Annotated in this window: 18 protein-coding genes, 2 tRNA genes and 2 pseudogenes; 18 read left to right on the top strand and 4 right to left on the bottom strand. The window is 61.7% G+C overall.

The annotated features are described in order from the left end of the window. The first annotated feature begins 1 nt into the window (after position 1). From AB4N42_RS00110 to AB4N42_RS00060, 11 genes and pseudogenes are all read left to right on the top strand, one after another. A complete protein-coding gene (locus tag AB4N42_RS00110) occupies positions 2-1,432 on the top strand; it encodes an N-acetylmuramoyl-L-alanine amidase (RefSeq protein ID WP_030140165.1) in 1,431 nt (476 codons plus the stop codon). Beyond that, positions 1,429-3,343 (top strand): annotated as a pseudogene (gene mutL, locus AB4N42_RS00105) (DNA mismatch repair endonuclease MutL). Before AB4N42_RS00110 ends, mutL begins: the two are co-directional and overlap by 4 nt. Further along, the gene (gene miaA, locus AB4N42_RS00100) at positions 3,343-4,314 is read left to right on the top strand and encodes a tRNA (adenosine(37)-N6)-dimethylallyltransferase MiaA (protein ID WP_431146391.1); all 972 of its coding nucleotides are present in this window, start codon (positions 3,343-3,345) and stop codon (positions 4,312-4,314) included. Before mutL ends, miaA begins: the two are co-directional and overlap by 1 nt. A 91-nt stretch (positions 4,315-4,405) precedes the next feature. After that, positions 4,406-4,666 (top strand): RNA chaperone Hfq, encoded by a 261-nt coding sequence (gene hfq / locus AB4N42_RS00095; protein WP_003186419.1) that lies wholly within the window; start codon positions 4,406-4,408, stop codon positions 4,664-4,666. Between the two features lie 12 nt (positions 4,667-4,678). Further along, on the top strand, positions 4,679-5,980 hold the full coding sequence (hflX, locus tag AB4N42_RS00090) for a ribosome rescue GTPase HflX (RefSeq protein WP_030140162.1): 1,302 nt from the start codon (positions 4,679-4,681) through the stop codon (positions 5,978-5,980). Positions 5,981-6,065: 85 nt separating this feature from the next. Beyond that, complete coding sequence (gene hflK / locus AB4N42_RS00085) at positions 6,066-7,238, top strand: FtsH protease activity modulator HflK (RefSeq protein WP_030140161.1); 1,173 nt, start codon at positions 6,066-6,068, stop codon at positions 7,236-7,238. Further along, positions 7,238-8,107 carry a protease modulator HflC gene (hflC, locus tag AB4N42_RS00080; protein ID WP_030140160.1) on the top strand — a complete coding sequence of 290 codons (870 nt, stop codon included), beginning with the start codon at positions 7,238-7,240 and terminating at the stop codon, positions 8,105-8,107. Before hflK ends, hflC begins: the two co-directional genes overlap by 1 nt. A 323-nt stretch (positions 8,108-8,430) precedes the next feature. After that, on the top strand, positions 8,431-9,618 hold the full coding sequence (locus AB4N42_RS00075) for an ATP phosphoribosyltransferase regulatory subunit (RefSeq protein ID WP_198797214.1): 1,188 nt from the start codon (positions 8,431-8,433) through the stop codon (positions 9,616-9,618). Between the two features lie 55 nt (positions 9,619-9,673). Further along, on the top strand, positions 9,674-10,966 hold the full coding sequence (locus AB4N42_RS00070) for an adenylosuccinate synthase (protein ID WP_030140158.1): 1,293 nt from the start codon (positions 9,674-9,676) through the stop codon (positions 10,964-10,966). Between the two features lie 486 nt (positions 10,967-11,452). Continuing rightward, a pseudogene (locus tag AB4N42_RS00065) lies at positions 11,453-12,145 on the top strand (methyl-accepting chemotaxis protein); the annotation flags it as partial. A 21-nt stretch (positions 12,146-12,166) separates the two neighbouring features. Beyond that, on the top strand, positions 12,167-13,051 hold the full coding sequence (locus tag AB4N42_RS00060; RefSeq protein WP_407684284.1) for a methyl-accepting chemotaxis protein: 885 nt from the start codon (positions 12,167-12,169) through the stop codon (positions 13,049-13,051). 49 nt (positions 13,052-13,100) lie between these two features. Here AB4N42_RS00060 and AB4N42_RS00055 read toward each other — a convergent pair whose 3' ends face one another. The 4 genes from AB4N42_RS00055 to AB4N42_RS00040 all read right to left on the bottom strand — a co-directional run bounded on the left by AB4N42_RS00055 (position 13,101) and on the right by AB4N42_RS00040 (position 16,266). Next, positions 13,101-14,666, bottom strand: coding sequence for an ABC transporter permease (locus AB4N42_RS00055; RefSeq protein WP_030140156.1), 1,566 nt, complete (start codon positions 14,664-14,666; stop codon positions 13,101-13,103). Then, positions 14,666-15,676 carry an extracellular solute-binding protein gene (locus AB4N42_RS00050; protein WP_030140155.1) on the bottom strand — a complete coding sequence of 337 codons (1,011 nt, stop codon included), beginning with the start codon at positions 15,674-15,676 and terminating at the stop codon, positions 14,666-14,668. The genes AB4N42_RS00055 and AB4N42_RS00050 overlap by 1 nt, the downstream gene beginning before the upstream one ends. 241 nt (positions 15,677-15,917) lie before the next feature. Next, positions 15,918-16,004 (bottom strand) — tRNA-Leu (locus AB4N42_RS00045). Positions 16,005-16,179: 175 nt separating this feature from the next. Further along, a tRNA-Leu gene (locus AB4N42_RS00040) sits at positions 16,180-16,266 on the bottom strand. 226 nt (positions 16,267-16,492) lie between these two features. Between AB4N42_RS00040 and rnr the strand changes: the two genes are divergently transcribed. The 7 genes from rnr (at position 16,493) to dnaB (ending at position 23,771) form a co-directional block, all read left to right on the top strand. Further along, positions 16,493-19,111, top strand: coding sequence for a ribonuclease R (gene rnr / locus AB4N42_RS00035; RefSeq protein WP_030140154.1), 2,619 nt, complete (start codon positions 16,493-16,495; stop codon positions 19,109-19,111). Next, positions 19,108-19,869, top strand: a complete 762-nt coding sequence (gene rlmB / locus AB4N42_RS00030) for a 23S rRNA (guanosine(2251)-2'-O)-methyltransferase RlmB (protein WP_030140153.1) — start codon at positions 19,108-19,110, stop codon at positions 19,867-19,869. Before rnr ends, rlmB begins: the two co-directional genes overlap by 4 nt. A 304-nt stretch (positions 19,870-20,173) precedes the next feature. Further along, positions 20,174-20,602 (top strand): 30S ribosomal protein S6, encoded by a 429-nt coding sequence (gene rpsF, locus AB4N42_RS00025; RefSeq protein WP_003186395.1) that lies wholly within the window; start codon positions 20,174-20,176, stop codon positions 20,600-20,602. 28 nt (positions 20,603-20,630) lie between these two features. Then, the gene (gene rpsR / locus AB4N42_RS00020) at positions 20,631-20,861 is read left to right on the top strand and encodes a 30S ribosomal protein S18 (protein ID WP_002551829.1); all 231 of its coding nucleotides are present in this window, start codon (positions 20,631-20,633) and stop codon (positions 20,859-20,861) included. A 36-nt stretch (positions 20,862-20,897) separates the two neighbouring features. Continuing rightward, positions 20,898-21,791 carry a YybS family protein gene (locus AB4N42_RS00015; protein WP_030140152.1) on the top strand — a complete coding sequence of 298 codons (894 nt, stop codon included), beginning with the start codon at positions 20,898-20,900 and terminating at the stop codon, positions 21,789-21,791. An 18-nt stretch (positions 21,792-21,809) separates the two neighbouring features. Further along, the gene (gene rplI / locus AB4N42_RS00010) at positions 21,810-22,256 is read left to right on the top strand and encodes a 50S ribosomal protein L9 (protein WP_003186385.1); all 447 of its coding nucleotides are present in this window, start codon (positions 21,810-21,812) and stop codon (positions 22,254-22,256) included. A gap of 117 nt (positions 22,257-22,373) precedes the next feature. Continuing rightward, entirely contained in the window at positions 22,374-23,771 is a 1,398-nt protein-coding gene (gene dnaB / locus AB4N42_RS00005; RefSeq protein ID WP_027911801.1) for a replicative DNA helicase, read from the top strand. Positions 23,772-23,815 lie beyond the last annotated feature (44 nt).

Here is a 23,815-nt window from a genome sequence, read left to right as displayed (position 1 = left end):
GATGATGGGGTTTGGTATGCGCTTTCGCGCGGTGGTTGCTGTCGTAGGACTGTTGCTTACGGCACTGGCCGTCGATGCTGTGGCTGAGACAAAGGTCAACAGCGTTCGCCTGTGGCGGGCGCCGGACAATACCCGGCTGGTGTTCGACCTGACAGGCCCGGTTCAGCACAGCGTATTCACCCTGAGCGCCCCGGATCGCCTGGTGATCGACATCAACGGTGCGTCCCTGGGCGCACCGCTGAACGTGCCCACCGCCAACACGCCGATTACCGCAATGCGCTCGGCCCAGCGTACGCCGACCGACCTGCGGGTGGTCATCGACCTGAAAAAAGCCGTGACGCCCAAAAGCTTCACCCTGGCCCCGAACGCCCAGTACGGCAACCGGCTGGTGGTCGATCTGTTCGACAACCCGGCCGACGCCGCGCCGCCTCCACCGCCGCCGACCAATGTCGCCACGGTGCCTGCGGTTCCGGTGACGCCGACCGAGCCTGCGATCAAGCTGCCACCGGCTCCGGCCGGCAAGCGCGACATCATTGTCGTGATCGACGCCGGCCACGGTGGCGAAGACCCGGGCGCCTCGGGCTCGCGTGGGCAGCGCGAAAAAGACGTGGTGCTGTCCATCGCCCGTGAGTTGCAGCGCCAGGTCAACGGCATGAAAGGCTTCCGCGCCGAATTGACCCGCACGGGGGACTATTTCATCCCGTTGCGCGGCCGTACCGAAATCGCCCGCAAGAAAGGCGCCGACCTGTTCGTTTCCATTCACGCCGACGCCGCGCCTTCCGCCGCCGCGTTCGGCGCCTCGGTGTTTGCCCTGTCCGACCGTGGCGCGACTTCCGAGACTGCCCGTTGGCTGGCCGACAGCGAAAACCGTTCCGACCTGATCGGCGGTGCCGGCAACGTCAGCCTCGACGACAAGGACCGGATGCTCGCCGGTGTCCTGCTCGACCTGTCGATGACGGCCTCGTTGACGTCCAGCCTGAACGTCGGCCAGAAAGTCCTGAGCAACATCGGCCGCGTCACACCGTTGCACAAGCAACGCGTGGAGCAGGCCGGGTTCATGGTACTGAAGTCGCCGGATATCCCATCGATCCTGGTGGAAACCGGGTTCATCTCCAACGCCAACGAAGCCTCGAAGCTGTCGTCTTCGAGTCACCAACAGGCCTTGGCCCGCTCCATCAGCAGCGGCGTGCGGCAGTTCTTCCAGCAGAATCCACCGCCGGGCACCTACATTGCCTGGCTGCGCGATTCGGGCAAGATCGCCCAGGGGCCGCGGGACCACCGGGTCAGTCCGGGCGAAACCCTGGCGATGATCGCCGTGCGCTACCAGGTGTCGCCCGCCACCTTGCGCAGCGCCAACAATCTCAAGAGCGATGAGCTCAAGATTGGCCAGACCCTGACCATTCCGGGCAATGAAGTGGCGGTCAAGCAATGAGCGACGAAGCGAACGGCAGCAACGCCCGTATCGAGTTGCTCAGCCCCCGGCTGGCAAACCAGATCGCCGCCGGCGAGGTGGTCGAACGTCCGGCGTCGGTGATCAAGGAGTTGCTGGAAAACAGCCTCGACTCCGGGGCCAAGCGCATCGACGTGGATGTCGAGCAGGGCGGAGTCAAGCTGTTGCGGGTGCGCGACGACGGTCGCGGGATTCCGGCTGACGACCTGCCCTTGGCCCTGGCGCGTCACGCCACCAGCAAGATCCGTGACCTGGAAGACCTCGAACGGGTCATGAGCCTGGGGTTTCGTGGCGAGGCGCTGGCGTCGATCAGCTCGGTGTCGCGCCTGACACTCACGTCCCGCACCCGCGACGCCGACCAGGCCTGGCAGGTCGAGACCGAAGGCCGCGACATGGCCTCGCACGTACAGCCCGCCGCCCATCCGGTGGGCACTTCGGTGGAAGTGCGCGACCTGTTCTTCAACACTCCGGCCCGGCGTAAATTTCTCAAGGCCGAGAAAACCGAATTCGATCACCTGCAAGAAGTTATCAAACGCCTGGCCCTGGCGCGTTTTGATGTGGCCTTCCATCTGCGCCACAACGGCAAGACCATCCTCAGCCTGCACGAAGCCCGGGACGATGCGGCCCGCGCCCGGCGCGTGGGGGCGGTGTGCGGCGCGGGGTTCCTGGAGCAGGCGTTGCCCATCGAGGTGGAGCGCAATGGCCTGCACCTGTGGGGTTGGGTCGGTTTGCCGACGTTCTCCCGCAGCCAGGCGGACTTGCAGTATTTCTACGTGAATGGCCGGGCGGTGCGCGACAAACTGGTGGCCCACGCGGTGCGCCAGGCTTATCGCGATGTGCTGTTCAACGGTCGGCACCCGACTTTCGTGCTGTTTTTCGAGGTCGATCCTTCGGTGGTGGACGTCAACGTGCACCCGACCAAGCATGAAGTACGTTTCCGTGATGGGCGCATGGTCCACGATTTCCTCTATGGCACCTTGCACCGTGCCTTGGGCGATGTGCGCCCCGAAGACCAGTTGGCGGCCCCGGCGGCGGTGGCCGGCATGGTCCGCCCAACCGGGCTGGAGGCTGGCGAATTCGGCCCCCAGGGTGAAATGCGCCTGGCCGCCCATGCACTGCTGGAGCAACCTCAGCCCCAACCGAGCTTCAATACGGCCGGAAGCGGCGCCTAGCAGCGGTTATCAATATCAATACACCCCGCGTCCCCAGTCGAATGTGCCGGCGGCCGAGGCCCAGGCGGCGTATCGCGAATTCTTCAAGCCGTTGCCTGAAATCGCGGCGACGGCGTTGCCCGACGGCCAGGGCGATATCCCGCCGCTGGGTTATGCCCTGGCGCAGCTCAAGGGCATCTACATCCTTTCCGAGAACGCCCAAGGCCTGGTCCTGGTGGACATGCACGCCGCCCACGAGCGGATCATGTACGAGCGATTGAAGATCGCCATGGCCAGCGAAGGCTTGAGCGGCCAGCCGCTGCTCGTCCCCGAATCCCTGGCCGTCAGCCAGCGTGAAGCCGATTGCGCCGAAGAACATGTGAGCTGGTTCCAGCGCCTGGGCTTTGAATTGCAGCGCTTGGGCCCGGAAACCCTGGCGATCCGGCAGATCCCGGCCTTGTTGAAGCAGGCCGAGGCCAATCGCCTGGTCAGCGACGTGCTGGCAGACCTGATGGAATACGGCACCAGCGACCGGATCCAGGCGCACTTGAACGAGTTGCTCGGCACCATGGCTTGCCACGGTGCGATCCGCGCGAACCGGCGCCTGGCCTTGCCGGAAATGAACGGCCTGCTGCGGGATATGGAAAACACCGAACGCAGCGGTCAATGCAACCATGGCCGGCCGACCTGGACCCAACTGGGCCTGGACGACCTGGACAAACTGTTCCTGCGCGGTCGTTGATGAGCCAGTTGCCCCCCGCAATTTTCCTGATGGGGCCGACGGCCGCCGGCAAGACCGACCTGGCCATCGAGCTGACCAAGGTCTTGCCCTGCGAGTTGATCAGCGTTGATTCGGCGCTGGTCTACCGCGGCATGGACATCGGCACCGCCAAGCCATCGAAAGAACTGCTGGCTGAGTTCCCTCATCGGCTGATCGATATCCTTGACCCGGCCGAAGCCTATTCGGCGGCTGATTTTCGGCGTGACGCGCTCCAGGCCATGGCCGAGATCACCGCGCGGGGCAAGATTCCGCTGCTGGTGGGCGGCACGATGCTGTATTACAAGGCCTTGGTCGATGGGTTGGCGGACATGCCGGCGGCCGATCCCGAGGTGCGCGCGCAGATCGAAGAAGAGGCTGCACGCCTTGGCTGGCAAGCGCTTCACGAGCAATTGGCGGCTATCGACCCCGAGTCCGCAGCGCGCATTCACCCCAACGACCCGCAACGACTCAGCCGGGCCCTGGAGGTTTATCGGGTCAGCGGCCAGAGCATGACGGCGTTGCGGCAACGACAATCTGCGCAAAGTACTGAAGCAGCCGCTTCGGGACTGCAACAATTGCCCTATACTGTCGCGAATCTGGCCATCGCTCCGGCGGACCGGCAAGTGCTGCATCGGCGAATTGAACAAAGATTCACATTAATGTTGGAACAGGGATTCATAGACGAGGTCGTAGCCCTGCGTGAGCGAAGTGACCTGCATGCCGGGTTGCCGTCTATACGTGCGGTGGGTTATCGACAAGTCTGGGACTACCTGGACGGCAAGCTGACGTCAGCCGAGATGCGCGAGCGGGGGATTATCGCCACGCGTCAATTGGCGAAGCGCCAGTTCACCTGGCTGCGCAGCTGGACTGATCTGCATTGGCTCGACAGTCTTGATTGCGACAATCTGCCACGCGCCTTGAAATACCTCGGGACCATCTCCATATTGAGCTGAGTCCTTGCAATTGCCGTCTATCCTTGGGGGTGTGACGGCCCAAGTCATCTGATTCCGAATTTTATAATTGATCCTTAAAGGAGTGCGGCACATGTCAAAAGGGCATTCGCTACAAGACCCTTACTTGAACACTTTACGTAAAGAGAAAGTTGGGGTGTCCATCTATCTGGTCAACGGGATCAAACTGCAAGGCACGATCGAGTCTTTCGACCAATTCGTCATCCTGCTGAAAAATACCGTCAGCCAAATGGTCTACAAGCACGCTATCTCGACAGTGGTGCCGGTTCGTCCGATTCGTCTGCCTAGCGCAACCGAATCCGAAGGCGGTGACGCTGAACCGGGTAACGCCTGATAGGAGCCTCCTTTGTTCTTTGAGCGCCACAGTGGTGGTGAGCGGACTATTCTCGTTCACTTGGAAGGACAGGACCCTGAGGCGCGCGAAGATCCGCAGGAGTTTCAGGAATTGGCAATTTCGGCCGGCGCCGAGACCGTCGCGTTTTTCAACGTGCCGCGTCATCGGCCAACCGCCAAATTCCTGATCGGCAGCGGCAAGGTCGAGGAATTGCGCGACCTGGTCAAGGCCGAGCATATCGATCTGGTGATCTTCAACCACATCCTTACGCCCAGCCAGGAACGCAACCTCGAGCGCGTCTTCGAGTGTCGCGTGATCGACCGCACCGGGCTGATTCTCGATATCTTCGCCCAACGTGCCCGTACCCATGAAGGCAAGCTACAGGTCGAATTGGCCCAGCTTGAACACATGAGCACGAGGCTGGTTCGCGGCTGGACTCACCTTGAGCGGCAGAAGGGCGGTATCGGCCTGCGCGGCCCGGGTGAAACCCAGCTGGAAACCGACCGGCGTCTGCTGCGGGTTCGCCTGCGCCAGATCAAGGGGCGCTTGGAGAAGGTCCGCAGCCAGCGCGAGCAGTCGCGACGCGGCCGCAAGCGCGCCGACATCCCGACGGTTTCACTGGTGGGTTATACCAACGCCGGCAAATCGACCCTGTTCAACAACGTCACCCAATCCGACGTGTACGCCGCCGACCAATTGTTCGCCACCCTCGACCCGACCCTGCGCCGGCTCGAGCTGAACGACCTCGGGCCGATCGTGCTGGCCGATACCGTGGGTTTCATCCGGCATTTGCCACACAAGCTGGTCGAGGCTTTCCGAGCTACGCTCGAAGAGTCGAGCAACTCCGACCTGCTGTTGCATGTGATCGATGCCGCCGAACCGGATCGGATGCTGCAGATCGAGCAGGTCATGGTGGTGCTGGGCGAGATCGGGGCCCAGGACTTGCCGATCCTCGAGGTATACAACAAACTCGATTTGCTCGAAGGGGTCGAGCCGCAGATCCAGCGCGATGCCGATGGCAAGCCGCAACGGGTCTGGCTCTCGGCCCGCGATGGCAGCGGCCTGGACCTGCTCAAGCAGGCCGTGGCGGAGCTGCTGGGCGATGACCTGTTTGTTGGCACCCTGAAGCTGCCGCAGCGTTTTGCCCGGCTGCGTGCGCAGTTTTTCGAGCTGGGTGCGGTACAGAAAGAAGAACACGACGAAGAAGGCGCTTGCCTGCTTGCCGTTCGCCTGCCACGGTCGGAACTGAACCGACTGGTCAGTCGTGAAGGGCTGCAACCGATGGAATTCATCGAGCAACACACTTTGCAATAAAAGCCTGAGAAAGCTGTGTCAGGCATTCTGTAGCATTGGCCGGCGCGCCGTGGGTGCGTCTTTGCTTTATCAGATGGAGAGCGCTATGGCTTGGAATGAGCCGGGTGGCAACTCGAATAACCAGGATCCCTGGGGCGGCAAGCGTCGTAACAACGGCGACCGCAAGGGACCACCGGATCTCGACGAGGCCTTCCGCAAGCTGCAGGAAAGCCTGAACGGTTTGTTCGGTGGTGGTAAGAAACGCGGTGACGATGGCGGCAGCCGTCCGGGCAAGGGCGGCGGTTTCGGCCTGCTCGGCATCGGTCTTGTCGTGCTCGCGGCTGTCTGGCTGTACAGTGCGGTTTATGTCGTGGACGAGCAGGAGCAGGCCGTTGTGCTGCGCTTCGGCAAATACTACGAAACCGTCGGCCCGGGCCTGAACATCTATTTCCCGCCGATCGACCAGAAGTACATGGAGAACGTCACGCGTGAGCGTGCCTACACCAAGCAGGGCCAGATGCTGACCGAAGACGAGAACATCGTCGAAGTGCCGCTGACCGTGCAGTACAAGATCACCAACCTGCAGGACTTCGTGCTGAACGTCGACCAGCCGGAAATCAGCCTGCAACACGCGACTGAAAGTGCCTTGCGCCATGTGGTGGGCTCCACTGCCATGGACCAGGTGCTGACCGAAGGCCGTGAGCTGATGGCCAGCGAAATCAAGGAACGCCTGCAGCGCTTCCTCGATACCTATCGCACCGGTATCACCGTCACCCAGGTCAACGTCCAGAGCGCAGCGGCACCGCGCGAAGTACAGGAAGCCTTCGACGACGTGATCCGCGCCCGTGAAGACGAACAGCGTTCGCGCAACCAGGCCGAAACCTATGCCAACGGCGTCGTGCCGGAAGCCCGTGGCCAGGCCCAGCGCATCATCGAGGATGCCAACGGTTATCGCGACGAAGTGGTTTCCCGTGCGAAGGGTGAGGCTGATCGCTTCACCAAGCTGGTGGCCGAGTATCGCAAGGCCCCTGAAGTGACCCGTCAGCGTCTGTACCTGGACACCATGCAGGAAGTCTTCAGCAACACCAGCAAGGTCCTCGTGACCGGCAACAAGAACGGCCAGAGCAATCTGCTGTACCTGCCGCTGGACAAGATGGTCGAGGGCAGCCGCAATACCGGTACGCCACCCACCAGCGCGGCAGCCGCGAGCAATGAAGCCAATGCCCGTGCGGCGGCGGATCTGCAGCAACAGCAAGCACGTACCAGGGAGAGTCGCTGATGAGCAATAAATCGCTGATCGCCCTTATTGTCGGTGTCGTCGTGGCGATCGCTGCCTGGAACTGCTTCTACATCGTGGCTCAGACCGAGCGTGCGGTGTTGCTGCAATTCGGTCGCGTGGTCCAGGCTGATGTCCAGCCAGGGCTGCATGTGAAGGTGCCGTACGTCAACAAGGTGCGCAAGTTCGACGGCCGCCTGATGACCCTCGATGCACCGACGCAACGCTTCCTGACGCTGGAAAAGAAAGCCGTGATGGTCGATGCCTACGCCAAGTGGCGCGTGAAGGATGCCGAGCGCTTCTACACCGCGACTTCCGGCCTCAAGCAGATCGCCGACGAACGCCTGTCCCGTCGCCTGGAGTCGGGCCTGCGTGACCAGTTCGGTAAGCGTACCTTGCATGAAGTGGTGTCCGGCGAGCGTGATGCGCTCATGGCCGACATCACCCGTTCGCTGAACGCAATGGCGGAAAAAGAGCTGGGTATCGAAGTGGTCGATGTCCGGGTCAAGGCCATCGACCTGCCGAAGGAAGTGAACCGCAGCGTGTTCGAACGCATGAGCACCGAGCGCGAGCGTGAAGCCCGCGAGCACCGCGCCAAGGGTAACGAGCTGGCCGAAGGCATCCGTGCCGACGCCGACCGTCAACGCCGCGTGCTGCTGGCCGAAGCCTACCGTGAATCGGAAGAGGTCCGCGGTGATGGTGATGCCCAGGCCGCGGCGATCTACGCCAAGGCGTACGGCCAGGATCAGGAGTTCTACGGGTTCTACCGTAGCCTGCGCGCCTACCGTGAAAGCTTTGCGAACAAATCCGACGTCATGGTCCTGGACCCAAGCAGCGACTTTTTCCACTACCTGGAAAAGGCCAAGCCTTGATACGACGTTGACCTGAAGCACTCCGCCCGGCGGCTAAAACGTCGGGCGGGGTGATCCTTTGGGAAAACGTGTGTATGATGCGGCAGCCGGGAAATTCCCGGCTTTTTTGCGTCTGCGCGTTCGATTGTGGTTTATGCGGTGCAGGCGTCGGGTTGAACGACCCGACAGGTTTTTCGAGGAAAGTGCTTGGCGAGGCCGATCCAGGGCCATTCGTCACGTCGCCCTTGCGCGTTGTTTGCGGTTTTTCGCATGACGCGGGCATTTTCTGCTTCACTCAAGGCCAGCCCGAAAGCTGGCCGCCCGGACCATAGGGGAATGGCGTAATGGCAACGGTAGACCGCTGGCTGCTGCCAGATGGCATCGAAGAAGTACTGCCACCGGAAGCCGCGCGTATCGAAGTAGCGCGTCGGCAGGTGTTGGATCTGTTCCAGAGCTGGGGTTACGAGTTCGTCGTGACCCCGCATATCGAGTACCTGGAATCCCTGCTGACCGGTGCGGGCCAGGACCTGGATCTGCGCACCTTCAAGGTCATCGACCCGCAATCGGGGCGGCAGATGGGCTTTCGGGCTGACATCACGCCTCAAGTGGCGCGCATCGACGCCCACACCCTGCGTCGCGAAGGCCCGAGCCGCCTGTGCTACGCCGGCAGCGTCCTGCATGCCCAGCCGCGCGCCTTGTCATCCTCGCGCAGCCCGATTCAGCTGGGTGCCGAACTGTACGGCGATGCCAGCCCAAGCAGCGACGTTGAAGTCATCAGCCTGATGCTGGCCATGCTGCAACTGGCTGATGTGCCGGATGTCCACATGGACCTTGGCCATGTCGGTATCTACCGTGGCCTCGCCCGTGCGGCCGGTTTGTCCGGTGAAGTGGAGCAACGGTTGTTCGACGCCTTGCAGCGCAAGGCCATCGATGAAGTCATCAGCCTGACCGAAGGCCTGCCGAGCGATCTGTCTGGCATGTTGCGGGCGTTGGTGGATCTCTGTGGTGGCCGTGAAGTGCTGGACGCTGCCCGCGAGCGCCTGGCCGGCGCGCCGGCCCCGGTGTTGGCGGCGCTGGACGATCTGTTGGCGATTGCCGAGCGCCTGTCGGTGCGTTTCCCGGAATTGCCGCTGTATTTCGACCTGGGCGAGCTGCGCGGTTATCACTACCACACCGGCGTGGTGTTCGCGGTGTTCGTCCCGGGTGTTGGCCAGTCCATCGCCCAGGGCGGTCGCTACGACGACATCGGCGCTGACTTCGGTCGCGCTCGTCCGGCGACCGGTTTTTCCACCGATTTGAAAACCCTGGTGACCCTGGGGCGTGCTGAAGTCGAGCTACCGTCTGGCGGTATCTGGATGCCTGACAGTACGGATGCGGCACTCTGGCAGGCGGTCTGCCAGTTGCGCAGTGAGGGTCAGCGTGTCGTCCAGGCCTTGCCTGGACAACCTTTGGCCGCCGCCCGTGAAGCGGACTGCGACCGGCAATTGATTCAGCAGAACGGGCTTTGGCAAGTATTGCCGCTGGCTTCTTGAGTTTTCCTGCCGGCCTGGAGCCGGCACCAAGTTTGCGCGAATGAGGACAAGTGTTATGGGTAAGAATGTCGTAGTCCTGGGCACCCAATGGGGTGATGAGGGCAAAGGCAAGATCGTCGATCTGCTGACCGAACATGCTGCCGCCGTAGTGCGCTACCAAGGTGGCCACAACGCCGGTCACACCCTGGTGATCGACGGTGAAAAAACCGTCCTGCACCTGATTCCATCTGGCGTGCTGCGCGAAGGCGTGCAATGCCTGATCGGCAACGGTGTGGTGGTGGCGCCCGACGCCCTGCTGCGGGAAATCATCAAGCTGGAAGAGAAAGGCGTACCGGTGCGCGAGCGCCTGCGTATCAGCCCGTCCTGCCCGCTGATCCTGTCCTATCACGTGGCGCTGGACCAGGCCCGTGAAAAGGCCCGCGGCGAGCTGAAGATCGGCACCACCGGTCGCGGCATCGGCCCGGCCTACGAAGACAAGGTGGCCCGTCGCGGCCTGCGTATCGGTGACCTGTTCCACCGTGAGCGTTTCGCCGCCAAGCTGGGCGAGTTGCTGGACTACCACAACTTTGTCCTGGTCAATTACTACAAAGAGCCGGCCATCGACTTCCAGAAGACCCTGGATGAGTGCATGGAATACGCCGAGCTGCTCAAGCCGATGATGCTCGACGTCACTGCCGAGCTGCACGAGCTGCGCCGCGCCGGCAAGGACATCATGTTCGAAGGCGCCCAGGGTTCGCTGCTGGACATCGACCACGGCACCTACCCGTACGTCACCAGCTCCAACACCACTGCGGGCGGTATCGCCACCGGTTCGGGCTTTGGCCCAATGTACCTGGACTACATCCTGGGTATCACCAAGGCCTACACCACCCGCGTCGGCTCGGGTCCGTTCCCGACTGAGTTGTTCGACGACGTCGGTGCCTTCCTGGCCAAGCGCGGCCACGAGTTCGGTGCTACCACCGGCCGTGCCCGTCGTTGCGGCTGGTTCGACGCCGTGATCCTGCGTCGCGCCATCGACGTCAACAGCATCTCGGGCCTGTGCCTGACCAAGCTGGACGTGCTGGACGGCCTGGAAACCATCAATATCTGCGTGGGCTACAAGAACCAGGACGGCGCCGTCATCGACGCACCGACCGACGCCGACAGCTACATCGGCCTGGAGCCGGTGTACGAGCAGATGCCAGGCTGGACCGAGTCGACCGTGGGCGCCAAGACCCTGGAAGAGCTGCCGTTGGCCGCGCGCAACTACATCAAGCGCGTCGAAGAGTTGGTCGGTGCGCCGATCGACATTATTTCGACGGGGCCGGACCGCAACGAAACCATCGTCCTGCGTCATCCGTTTGGCTGATAAGTCGTTGATGTAAAAAACAAAGGGCTCCTTAGGGAGCCCTTTGTCGTTTCTGTCTGGTCGACGGCACGACACTTGCTATGCCTCACCAATAAGGCACCGCTTTCACGAGTGCCATCAAATTAATGGCGTTTGGTAGAGGGATTTCAAGTGTCGGCCGTTCTCTCACTGTTACAAAGCCGTTTGTTGCGGCCTGTGTTCGTTACGCTCGGTATCGCCCTTTTGGTGCAAGTACTGGTTGCGGTTGCGCTGACCCGAAGCACGGTCACGGCGTTGGAGTCCGATCTGGGCGCGCGCCTGGGCGCCGACAGCCAGAAGCTGGCTGGTGAGTTGGAGCAGGCTGGGCGCGAAGTCACGTCGAGCCTGGACAGTTTGTCCGCCAGCACCCGCCAGCGATTGACGGCCGGTTTGTCCTCCCGTCTGAAGGAGGAACAGGCCCAACTGCGTGCGACCCTGGAAAAAGACTTGCGTGATTCCGCCAATGATATGGCGCAGCTTCTGGCCTCGGTCGCGCCTCGCGCCATGTGGGACAGTGACGTGCCGACCTTGTCTGAATTCGCCCGTCGGGCCCAGCGTAATCCCAATGTGCTGTTTGTCATCTACGACGACGCCGCTGGGGAACACCTGACCCGTTATCTGAACCGGGAAAATCCGATCAACAAGGCCCTGTTGGAAAAGGGCAAGGGCGAACGGGCACTGGACAAAGTGCTGGACGCGGCGAAGAACGATCCATCGGTTTTTTACCTCGAAGCCTCGATCAACCCCAATGGGGTGGAAATCGGCAAGGTGCTGATGGGCGTTTCCACTGCTTCGGTGGAAACCGACCTGAAGGCGCTGGACCAGCGTTTCTCCGCGTTGATTGCCAGCAGCGATCAACTGGTGGGCGACAGCCTGAAGGGCGCGGCTGCCGACAGCGCCGCCGCGATGCGCGGCCGGCTGGGCTCGGCGCAGGCCACCGCCACCGAAATGCAGACCAATACCGCTGCGACCGTGCAGGAGGCTGCGGGGACGTTGCGCTGGCGCATCGGCCTGGGCCTGGCGCTGGTGGGGTTGGGCGTGTTGGTGTTGCTGGCCGTGGTGCTGGGGCGTCGGGTGGTCAATCGCTTGAAGCTGTTGATCGCTGCGATGAACGACCTGGCGGCGGGCGAGGGCGATTTGACCAAGCGCGTGCAGATCAACAGCAAGGACGAAATCGGCGACATGGCCTCGGCGGTCAATCGCTTTGTGGATAAGTTGCAACCCATCGTGCGCGAGGCGGGGGACGTGGCCCAGCGTACTGGTCAGGAAATTGGCGCGATGACCTTGCGCAACTCCGGTGCCGACGCGGCGGCCGGCATGCAGCGCGATGAAGTGGCCGAGAGCCTGCGTGCCCTGTCGCAGATGGCCGATGAGGCGCAGTCGGAAAGCCAGGCGATGCAGGCGGCCTTGCAGCAGGTCGTGGAGATCCGTCAGGCCACTGATGAAACCACTCGAACGTCGGCCAAGGTCGGCAGTTTGATCGAGGCGCTGGCCGGGCAGGTGGACACGGGGGCGAAGGTCATCGAGCGACTGGCCCAGCAGAGCGAGCAGATCGAAGTGGTGCTGACGGTGATCCACGGCATCGCCGAGCAAACCAACCTGCTGGCCTTGAATGCGGCCATCGAGGCAGCGCGTGCCGGGGAGACCGGGCGCGGGTTTGCGGTAGTGGCGGATGAGGTGAGGGCGCTGGCGAGCAAGACCCAGAGTTCAACCGGCGACATTCAGGCCCATATCGTAGCCTTGCAGCAGGGGGCTCGGGAGGCAGTGGCTGCGATTGGCCAGGCCGGGCGCCAGGCCAGTGAGGGGCTGTCGGTATTGCGTGACAGTGCGCGGCTGCAGCAGTCGGTGCAGGCGTCGGTCGAGCAGGTGCATGCGGCCATCGGTCTGGCGACCCAGGCAGCGGCGCATCAGGCCCAGGGTGCGCAAGCGGTGCGTGGTCGGGTCGAGACCATTCATGCCCAAGCCGAGAAAGCTGCCCAGGCGGTGGTTGAGACGACGGCCAGTGGCAAGGTGTTGGATAATCTGGCGGCGCAGTTGAAGGCTAGCCTGGGGCAGTTCAGGGCCTGATTCGAGATTCAATGGCTGTCTCTTCGCGAGCCTGCTCGCGAAAGCTCTCTCAGCGGCTCAGATACATTCGCGTCGTCAGTAAATACACCGGCAACCCCGACACCACGATCAACAGCGCCGCATACGGCGCTGCCGCCGCGAACTCCACATTCGACGTATGTGCCCAGACCGCTGTCGCCAACGTATTGAGCCCGGTCGGGCTCAGCAACAGCGTGGCGGTCAATTCCTTCATCGCATCCAGGAACACCAACGCGAACGCCGCGCCCAGCGCCGGGAAGATGATCGGCAGGGTCACGCGGCAAAACGCGCTGAACGACGACGCTCCCAGCGTGCGCGCCGCTTCTTCCAGCTGCGGCGCGGCCTTGTTCAGCGCGGTACGTACCGGGGCCTGGGCCAGTGGCAGGAACAGCAGCGCATAGGCAATCAACAGCAGGCCTGAAGTCTGGTACAGCGCCGGCACGTAGTGCAGGGCGAAATACACCAGGCTCAGGGCGATCACCAATCCGGGCAGCGCATGCAGCAGGTAAGGCAGGCGTTCGGCCCATATCGCCAGCCGCCCCTTGTGGCGCACTACCAGCAGGCCGACCGGCACGGCCAGCACAAGGCAGAGCGCGGCGCCGCCCAGCGAAAGTGCCAGGGACGACAATAACGCTTCGCCAATTTCGCTCGCAGGAAACGCGGCGGACGTACCCACTGCCAGCCAATACGCCAACATCCCCAGCGGAATTCCGCTGCCGATGACCGCAAGGGCCAGGCAATACAGTTGCCCAAGAAGCGTCCATGGGCCGAGCCGTACCTGTCCGGCCTGGCGCGCCGCGCCTTGGCCGGTGCGCACATGGCGGCCCTTGCCGCGTACTCGCAGTTCCAGCCACAACAGCGCCATGCACAGCACCAGCAACACCGCTGACAGCATGGCGGCATTGGCGTTGCTGAATTCCAGTTCGAACTGTTGATAGATGGCTGTGGTAAACGTCTGCAGGCCGATGATCGACAGCGCGCCGAACTCCACCAGCATGTGCAGGGCAATCAGCAGGGAGCCGGCCAGCAGCGAAGGCCAGAGCAAGGGCAGGGTGACGCGAAAAAACACGCCCCAGCGGTTGTGGCCCAGGGTGCGGGCGGACTCTTCAAGGGACGGGTCGAGGTTGCGCAGCGTTGCCGCCACGGGAAGAAAGATCAACGGATATTTGGACAGTGTCATCACCAGGATTGCCCCGCCCAGCCCTTCGAACTGAGCGCTCAGGGAAACCCAGGTGAAGCTGCTGATAAACGCCGGCACCGCGAACGGCAGGCACAGGATAACGCCCCAGACGCGCCGCCCCGGCAGGTTGCTGCGCTCCAGCAGCCAGGCCAGGGACAGACCGATGATGCCGCAGGCCAACGTGACGCCGGTCATCAGCATCAGCGTGTTGCGCAGCAAGCCGAATACATAAGGCCGCCACAACAAATGCAATGCCTCTGCCCAGCCTGCCTGCCATGCCTTTGTAACCACGTAGGCCAATGGCAGCAGGCTCAGCAGGACGAGCAGCAGCACTGGCAGCAGCAACCCGATCGAAGGGCGCTTGCGCCGGGGAGCGTAAGCCCCGGCTGCGGGAGAGGCACTTGGCGACGGCGTCATCAGTTCAGGCCGACTTCACGTTCCAGTTCCAAGGCTTCTTCGGCATTGCCGAGGTCGGCCGGGGTGACGTTCGGTGGCTCCAGCTCATTGAACGGCTTGAGGCCGCGGTCCGAGGTCATGCCCTTGTGCAGCGGGTATTCGGCCGACGTCTGGGTAATCACCCGCTGGCCTTCTTCGCTGGCCATGTAGGCCAGCAACTGTTGGGCTTCCTTGGGGTGTTTGCTGGATTTCAGTGCGGCGGCGCTGGAGACGGTGACCAGGCCACCGGCATCGCCGCCGGTGAAGTAATGCAGTCTGGAATCGAGCTGTCCCTTTTCCCGCTGCAGGGCGAACCAGTAGTAATTGTTCACCAGGACCGTCGCCACTTCGCCGTTCTCCACGGCTTTGAGGGCGACCATGTTGTTGCTGTAGACCTTGCCGAAGGCGCGTAGCCCGGTGAGCCATTCTTCGGCGGCTTCCTTGCCGTGCAATTTGATGATCGCTACCGCTTGCTCCTGGAACGCGCCGCTGGTCGGTACGAAGCCGACCTTGCCTTGCCATTGTGGCTGGGCGAAATCGAGGACGGTTTTCGGCAGGTCCTTTTCATCGACCAGCTTGGGGTTGTAGGCGACCACGCGAACGCGAGCGGTCACACCCATCCAGGTGCCGTTGTTGGCGACGTAGTCTTTGGGAAGCACATTGAGGGTTGCATCATCGATCTTTGCCAGCAGGCCTTGTTCGCCGAGCTTGTTCAGCGGCGGCGACTCTTCGGTGTAGATCACATCGGCGGGGGAGCGGTCGCCTTCTTCGACGACTTGGCTGGCGAGCTGGTTGCTGCTGCCCTTGCGCACGTTGACGTGAATGCCGGTCTTGGCCTCGAAGGCCTTGGCGAGTTCGTCGCCGACTTCTTTGTGTTGGCCGTTATAGAGTGTCAGTTCCACTTTGTCGGCGGCTTGGGTGAGGGGCGTTGCGAGGGTCAGGCCGAGCAGGGTGAAGGTCAGGGCGCGGCGCAGGGTGGATCGAAACATCATTCGCGGGGTTCCTCACTGTCGTGTAGCAAAAACTTGTAACAATGATAAACGATATTGTTTCTCATGTGCGTCTTGACGATAAGTGGGGAGTTGGGCTTGTCTGGCAGATGGCCGGGGAGGGCTTCGCCCTCCAGCGGGAGCAAGCTCCCTCGCCACGGAGGGAGTATTAAACCCGGAAACGCAAAAACCCGCTTTCGCGGGTTTTTGTGAGGTTCAAGGCGTATAACCTTGAAGCTTGAATTGGTGCCCAGAAGAAGACTCGAACTTCCACGACCTTGCGGTCACCAGCACCTGAAGCTGGCGTGTCTACCAATTTCACCATCTGGGCAGCATCTTCAGCGTTGCCGCTGTTGATGGGGCGCACTATACGGAGCGCGCTTTGATCTGTAAACCCCTGTTTTTGTTTTAGTAATTGCTGAAACGCATTTGCAGGGGCAGAAATGCAAAAACCCGCTTTCGCGGGTTTTTGTGAGGTTCAAGGCGTATAACCTTGAAGCTTGAATTGGTGCCCAGAAGAAGACTCGAACTTCCACGACCTTGCGGTCACCAGCACCTGAAGCTGGCGTGTCTACCAATTTCACCATCTGGGCAATATCGGCAACGTGTCTACGTCGTCGATGGCGCGCACTATACGGAGCGTGTTTTTAACTGTAAACCCCCGGGCGCAAAAAAAACGCTAAATTTCACGAGCGGTGCAATCAGGGGCTTCAAAGGCGTGTCGAAAGACTTTAGAAAAGGCATCTGATGCTTGAAATTTCCCGTTTCATTACGCCTATGCCAAACTAACCCGCATATAGACAAGGTGAAAACTCTCTAATGGCCGATTGGCAGTCCCTCGATCCCGAGGCCGCTCGTGAAGCGGAAAAATATGAAAACCCTATTCCTAGCCGCGAACTGATCCTGGCGCATCTCGCCGATCGGGGTTCGCCTGCTAGCCGTGAGCAGTTGGTCGAAGAGTTCGGCCTGACCACCGAGGACCAGCTCGAAGCCCTGCGCCGCCGCCTGCGTGCCATGGAGCGCGATGCTCAACTGATCTACACCCGGCGTGGCACCTATGCCCCGGTCGACAAGCTCGATCTGATCCTGGGCCGCATCGCCGGCCACCGCGACGGCTTCGGTTTCCTGATTCCGGACGATGGCAGCGACGATCTGTTCATGAGCCCGGCGCAGATGCGCCTGGTGTTCGATGGCGACCGTGCGCTGGCCCGGGTTTCCGGCCTGGACCGACGCGGGCGTCGTGAAGGCGTGATCGTCGAAGTGGTTTCCCGTGCCCACGAAACCATCGTGGGGCGCTATTTCGAGGAAGGTGGCATCGGTTTCGTCGTTGCCGACAACCCGAAGATCCAGCAAGAAGTGCTGGTCACGCCAGGCCGTAATGCCAACGCGCAGATCGGTCAGTTCGTCGAAGTGAAGATCACCCACTGGCCAACCCCGCGCTTCCAGCCGCAAGGCGATGTGGTGGAAGTGGTCGGCAACTACATGGCGCCGGGCATGGAAATCGACGTTGCCCTGCGCACCTACGACATTCCTCACGTCTGGCCTGAAGCGGTCTTGAAAGAAGCCGCCAAGCTCAAGCCGGAAGTCGAAGAGAAAGACAAAGAGAAGCGCATCGACCTGCGCCACCTGCCGTTCGTCACCATCGACGGTGAAGACGCCCGTGACTTCGACGATGCGGTCTACTGCGAAGCCCGGCCCGGCAAGTTGCGCCTGTTCTCGGGCGGCTGGAAGTTGTACGTGGCGATTGCCGACGTTTCCAGTTATGTGAAGCTCGGTTCGGCGCTGGATGCCGAAGCCCAGGTTCGCGGCAACTCGGTGTACTTCCCCGAGCGCGTCGTGCCGATGTTGCCTGAGCAACTGTCCAACGGCCTGTGCTCGCTCAACCCCCATGTCGACCGCCTGGCCATGGTCTGCGAGATGACCATCTCCAAGGCCGGCGAGATGACTGACTACTGCTTCTATGAAGCCGTGATTCATTCCCACGCCCGCCTGACCTACAACAAGGTCAGCGCGATGCTGGAAACGCCGAAGCTGGCCGAGTCGCGCAAGCTGCGTGGCGAGTACACCGACGTCGTGCCGCACCTCAAGCAGCTCTACTCGCTGTACAAGGTTCTGCTGGCGGCGCGCCACGTGCGCGGCGCGATCGACTTCGAAACCCAGGAAACCCGGATCATCTTCGGCACCGAGCGCAAGATCGCCGAAATCCGGCCGACCGTGCGCAACGATGCGCACAAGCTGATCGAGGAGTGCATGCTGGCGGCCAACGTTGCCACGGCGGAATTCCTCAAGAAGCATGAAATCCCTGCGTTGTACCGGGTTCACGACGGTCCGCCGCCAGAGCGCCTGGAAAAACTGCGGGCGTTCCTCGGTGAGCTGGGCTTGTCCCTTCACAAAGGCAAGGAAGGTCCATCGCCGAAGGATTACCAGGCTCTGCTGGCGAGCATCAAGGATCGTCCGGATTTCCACCTGATCCAGACCGTGATGCTGCGCTCGTTGAGCCAGGCGGTGTACAGCGCCGATAACCAGGGTCACTTCGGCCTGAATTACGAGGCCTACACCCACTTTACGTCGCCGATCCGTCGCTACCCCGACCTGCTCACGCACCGGGCCATCCGCAGCGTGATCCACTCGAAGATGAACACCCCGCACGTCAAGCGTGCCGGTGCGATGACCATTCCGAAGGCGCGTATCTATCCGTACGACGAGGCCGCCCTGGAGCAGCTCGGCGAGCAATGCTCGATGAGCGAGCGACGTGCCGACGAAGCGACTCGCGACGTGGTGAACTGGCTCAAGTGCGAATACATGAAGGATCGCGTCGGTGAGTCGTTCCCTGGCGTGATTACCGCCGTGACTGGTTTTGGCCTGTTCGTCGAGCTGACTGACATCTACGTCGAAGGCCTGGTGCATGTCACCGCGCTGCCGGGCGATTACTACCACTTCGATCCTGTGCATCACCGCCTGGCGGGCGAGCGCACCGGGCGCAGCTTCCGCCTTGGCGATACCGTCGAAGTGCGGGTGATGCGTGTCGACCTCGACGAGCGCAAGATCGACTTCGAGATGGCGGAAAAAACCATCAGCGCGCCGATCGGTCGCAAGAAGCGTGGTGCCGAAACCACAGCGCCTGCCGGCAAGTCCGAGGAGCCTGCTTCGTCGTCCCGGTCGGGGCGTCGTGGTCCGGCCAAGGAAAAAGCTGTCGAAGCCTATCGGCCAAGCGATGCTGCGGCGAAGAACGCCGAGTTGCGCAAAAGCCGTGAAATGAAACAGGCGTTGCTGGCCGAAGCCAAGAATGGTGGTAAAGCTGCATCCGGGAGCAAGGCCGGACGGTCGGCCCCGGACAAGGCGGCCAGCAAGCCTAGCAAACACCGTAAGGGCCCGCCGAAAGCGGGCTCGGCCCCAGCCAAGAGCGGCGGGGCGCGTAAACCCAAGGCCAAGTCATGAGTCAGTTGGAAAAAATCTACGGCGTGCACGCCGTGGAAGCGTTGCTGCGTCATCACCCCAAGCGGGTCAAGCAGATCTGGCTGGCGGAAGGGCGTAGCGATCCGCGCGTCCAGACCCTGGTTGAGCTGGCTGGCGAAAACCGCGTTGCGGTCGGCCAGGCCGAGCGACGCGAAATGGATGCCTGGGTCGAAGGCGTGCACCAGGGTGTCGTGGCCGAGGTCAGTCCGAGCCAGGTCTGGGGCGAAGCGATGCTCGACGAGCTCCTGGATCGCACTGAAGGCGCTCCCCTGCTGCTGGTGCTGGACGGCGTGACCGACCCTCATAACCTTGGCGCCTGCCTGCGTTCGGCGGATGCCGCCGGTGCGCTGGCGGTGATCGTGCCCAAGGACAAGTCGGCAACCTTGACGCCCGTGGTGCGCAAAGTTGCCTGCGGCGCGGCGGAAGTCATTCCGTTGGTGGCGGTGACCAACCTGGCGCGCACCCTGGAGAAACTCCAGCAGCGCGGCTTGTGGGTTGTCGGCACGGCGGGCGAGGCCGAGGTCAGCATTTATGACCAGGACCTGACCGGCCCGACCATCCTGATCATGGGCGCCGAAGGCAAGGGCATGCGCCGCCTGACCCGCGAGCATTGCGATTACCTGGTCAAGCTGCCGATGGCCGGCAGTGTCAGCAGCCTCAACGTCTCGGTCGCCACCGGCGTCTGCCTGTTCGAGGCCCTGCGCCAGCGTGGCGCCAAGGCTGCCGCCAAGAAGCCTTAATCCAGGCGCGGTCAAAATGTGGGAGCGAGCTTGCTCGCGATGACGGTGTATCAGTGACGCAAATGTCGACTGACACGCCTCTATCGCGAGCAAGCTCGCTCCCACAGTGTTTTGTGTAGGGTCAGGAACGGCGCTGTTCAAATAATCACCAATTGCCTTGCGCCGCCCTCGGCCCTTCTCTACAATTGCGCCCCTTGCTGTGATGGCAGGCACTTATGTGTCTAGCGTCCTCAAGTCCATAAGTGTCATTCACTCCTTGTCTGACCGTTTTTGAGCGGCAGGCTACAACCCGTAAGGAGCATTCATGCGTCATTACGAAATCATCTTTTTGGTCCACCCGGATCAAAGCGAGCAAGTCGGCGGCATGGTTGAGCGTTACACCAAGCTGATCGAAGAAGACGGCGGCAAAATCCACCGTCTGGAAGATTGGGGCCGTCGTCAACTGGCCTACGCAATCAACAATGTTCACAAGGCTCACTACGTGATGCTGAACGTTGAGTGCACTGGCAAGGCCCTGGCCGAGCTGGAAGACAACTTCCGCTACAACGATGCAGTGATCCGTAACCTGGTCATCCGTCGCGAAGAAGCCGTCACCGGCCAATCCGAGATGCTCAAGGCTGAAGAAAACCGCAGTGAGCGCCGTGAGCGTCGCGACCGTCCTGAGCACTCTGACAGCGCCGATGGCGATGACAGCGATAGCGACAGCGACAACAGCGATAACGCTGACGAGTAATCCACGGACCTTTTAAGGAGCCAATCACATGGCACGTTTCTTCCGTCGTCGTAAATTCTGCCGCTTCACCGCTGAAGACGTGAAAGAGATCGATTACAAAGATCTCAACACTCTGAAAGCCTACGTATCCGAGACCGGCAAAATCGTTCCAAGCCGTATCACCGGTACCAAAGCTCGTTATCAGCGTCAGCTGGCCACCGCTATCAAGCGCGCCCGCTTCCTGGCCCTGCTGGCCTACACCGACAGCCACGGCCGCTGAGACCGGGCAGTCGACAAGTAGTAAGGGATTGAATGCATGCGCGCCTTAGCTGACTTCATCATGCGGGGACGTGTGCAGGCCACTCTGGTAGTGGCTGGATGTGCGGCATTGCCGTTGTTGTATTGGTTGGGTGCTGCCGCGGTGGGTCTTGTACTCCTGCGGCGCGGATTGAGGGACGCCTTGGGCGTTCTTGCTCTGGGACTGCTGCCGGCCTTGCTCTGGTGGTTGTATGCCGCTGACCCGCGTGCCGTCATGGTGCTGCTGGGGACTTCGGCGCTGGCGTTGGTGTTGCGCGCCAGCGAATCCTGGAACCGCGTGCTGCTGGTCAGCATAGCGACAGGCGTGGTGTTTTCAGTGGTGCTCGGGGTGGCTTTCGAACCCCAGATCGAGATGCTGTCGCAGGCTTTGATAAAAATCCTGCCCGAAGCGCTCGGTGATCTCTACCAACAGATGTCGGTAGAAGAGCAGGCGCGTTTCGCGTCCCTGATCGCCCCCGTCCTGACCGGACTGATTGCGGCCTTGTTGCAGATCGTCAGTGTGCTGAGCCTGGTTATCGGGCGCTACTGGCAGGCGTTGTTGTACAACCCGGGTGGTTTTGGTCGCGAGTTTCGCGCCATCCGTTTCCCGCTTGGGCTGGCGATGTTGCTGTTGGCGGGCATGCTTCTGGGGCCGAACTTCGGTCCGCAGATGGCGATGCTCACGCCGTTGTGCAGTGTACCGCTGGTCTTTGCCGCGCTGGCCCTGATTCACGGGCTGGTGGCGCAAAAGCGGCTGGCCAGGTTCTGGCTGGTGGGGTTGTACGTCACGTTGTTGCTGTTCATGCAGCTGATCTATCCGTTGCTGGTGGTCCTGGCCATCGTCGACAGCCTGATTGATTTTCGCGGTCGTATGGCGCCGAAAGACGCCGACAGCGCGAACGGTGAAGGTTAAAAGTTAGAGGATTTTCACATGCAACTGATCCTTCTGGAAAAAATCGCCAACCTGGGCAACCTGGGCGACAAAGTAAACGTTAAGGCCGGCTACGGTCGTAACTACCTGCTGCCTTTCGGCAAAGCCACCGCTGCGACCGCTGCCAACCTGGCTGCGTTCGAAGAGCGTCGCGCTGAGCTGGAAAAAGCCGCTGCAGACCGTAAGGCATCGGCTGAAAGCCGTGCTGCCCAACTGGCCGAGCTGGAAGTGACCATCACTGCCACCGCTGGCGACGAAGGCAAGCTGTTCGGTTCGATCGGTACCCACGACATCGCTGACGCACTGACCGCCTCGGGCGTTGAAGTTGCGAAAAGCGAAGTTCGTCTGCCGAACGGCACCATCCGCAACGTAGGTGAATTCGACGTAGCCGTGCACCTGCACGCCGAAGTTGAAGCCACCGTACGCGTTGTCGTGGTAGCAGCCTAAGCAACACCTGTCGGTTGGCACCCCCGGGTGCTTGCCGGTAACATCGGGCACGATCCTGTCTACAGGTCGTGCCCTTTGTCTTTCTGCAATTCCTGATTTTCATAACCAGACGTGGCCATGAACGAAATCACCGCCCCCGAGCAATACGATCTGCAAACCGCTGCCCTGAAGGTGCCTCCGCATTCCATCGAGGCCGAACAGGCCGTGCTCGGTGGCCTGATGCTGGACAACAACGCCTGGGAACGTGTGCTCGATCAAGTCTCCGACGGCGATTTCTACCGGCATGACCACCGCCTGATTTTCCGTGCGATCGCCCGACTGGCCGATCAGAACATGCCGATCGACGTCGTGACCCTGGCCGAGCAATTGGACAAGGAAGGGCAGACGTCCCAGGTCGGCGGCCTTGGTTATCTGGGCGAACTGGCGAAAAACACACCGTCGGTCGCCAACATCAAGGCCTATGCGCAAATCGTGCGCGAGCGGGCGACCTTGCGCCAGTTGATCGGCATCAGCACCGAGATCGCCGACAGCGCGTTCAACCCGGAAGGGCGAACCGCCGCCGAGATCCTCGACGAAGCCGAGCGGCAGATTTTCCAGATCGCCGAGGCGCGGCCGAAAACCGGCGGCCCGGTGAGCGTCAATGACCTGTTGACCAAGGCCATCGACCGCATCGATACCTTGTTCAATACCGACAACGCCATCACCGGCCTGTCCACCGGCTACACCGACCTCGACGAGAAGACCAGCGGCCTGCAACCGTCCGACCTGATCATCGTCGCCGGCCGTCCCTCCATGGGTAAGACCACCTTTGCGATGAACCTGGTGGAAAACGCCGTGCTGCGCAGCGACAAGGCGGTGCTGGTGTACTCCCTCGAGATGCCTGGCGAATCGCTGATCATGCGTATGCTCTCGTCCCTGGGGCGTATCGACCAGACCAAGGTCCGTTCCGGCCAACTGGAAGATGACGACTGGCCGCGCCTCACGTCGGCGGTCAACCTGCTTAACGACCGCAAGCTGTTCATTGACGATACGGCGGGTATCAGCCCGTCGGAAATGCGCGCCCGGACCCGTCGCCTGGTGCGCGAGCACGGTGACATCGCACTGATCATGATCGACTACCTGCAGTTGATGCAGATCCCCGGTTCCAGCGGTGACAACCGGACCAACGAGATTTCCGAGATCTCCCGTTCCCTCAAGGCCCTGGCCAAGGAATTCAACTGCCCGGTCGTGGCCCTGTCGCAGCTGAACCGTTCCCTGGAACAGCGCCCCAACAAGCGCCCGGTGAACTCCGACTTGCGGGAATCCGGAGCGATCGAGCAGGACGCCGACGTGATCATGTTCGTCTACCGTGACGAGGTGTATCACCCGGAGACGGAGCACAAGGGCATTGCCGAAATCATCATCGGCAAGCAGCGGAACGGCCCGATCGGCTTTATCCGCCTGGCGTTTATCGGTAAATACACGCGCTTCGAGAACCTGGCGCCGGGTAGCTACAACTTCGACGATGATGAGTGATCAGGTCTTGGGGCCAAACAACAAATTGATTGCCGGTTCGTCGT

The organism is Pseudomonas sp. H2_D02, assembly GCF_054677635.1.
Note: the sequence above shows the minus strand (reverse complement) of the source record. Positions and strands in the feature narration are given on the sequence as shown.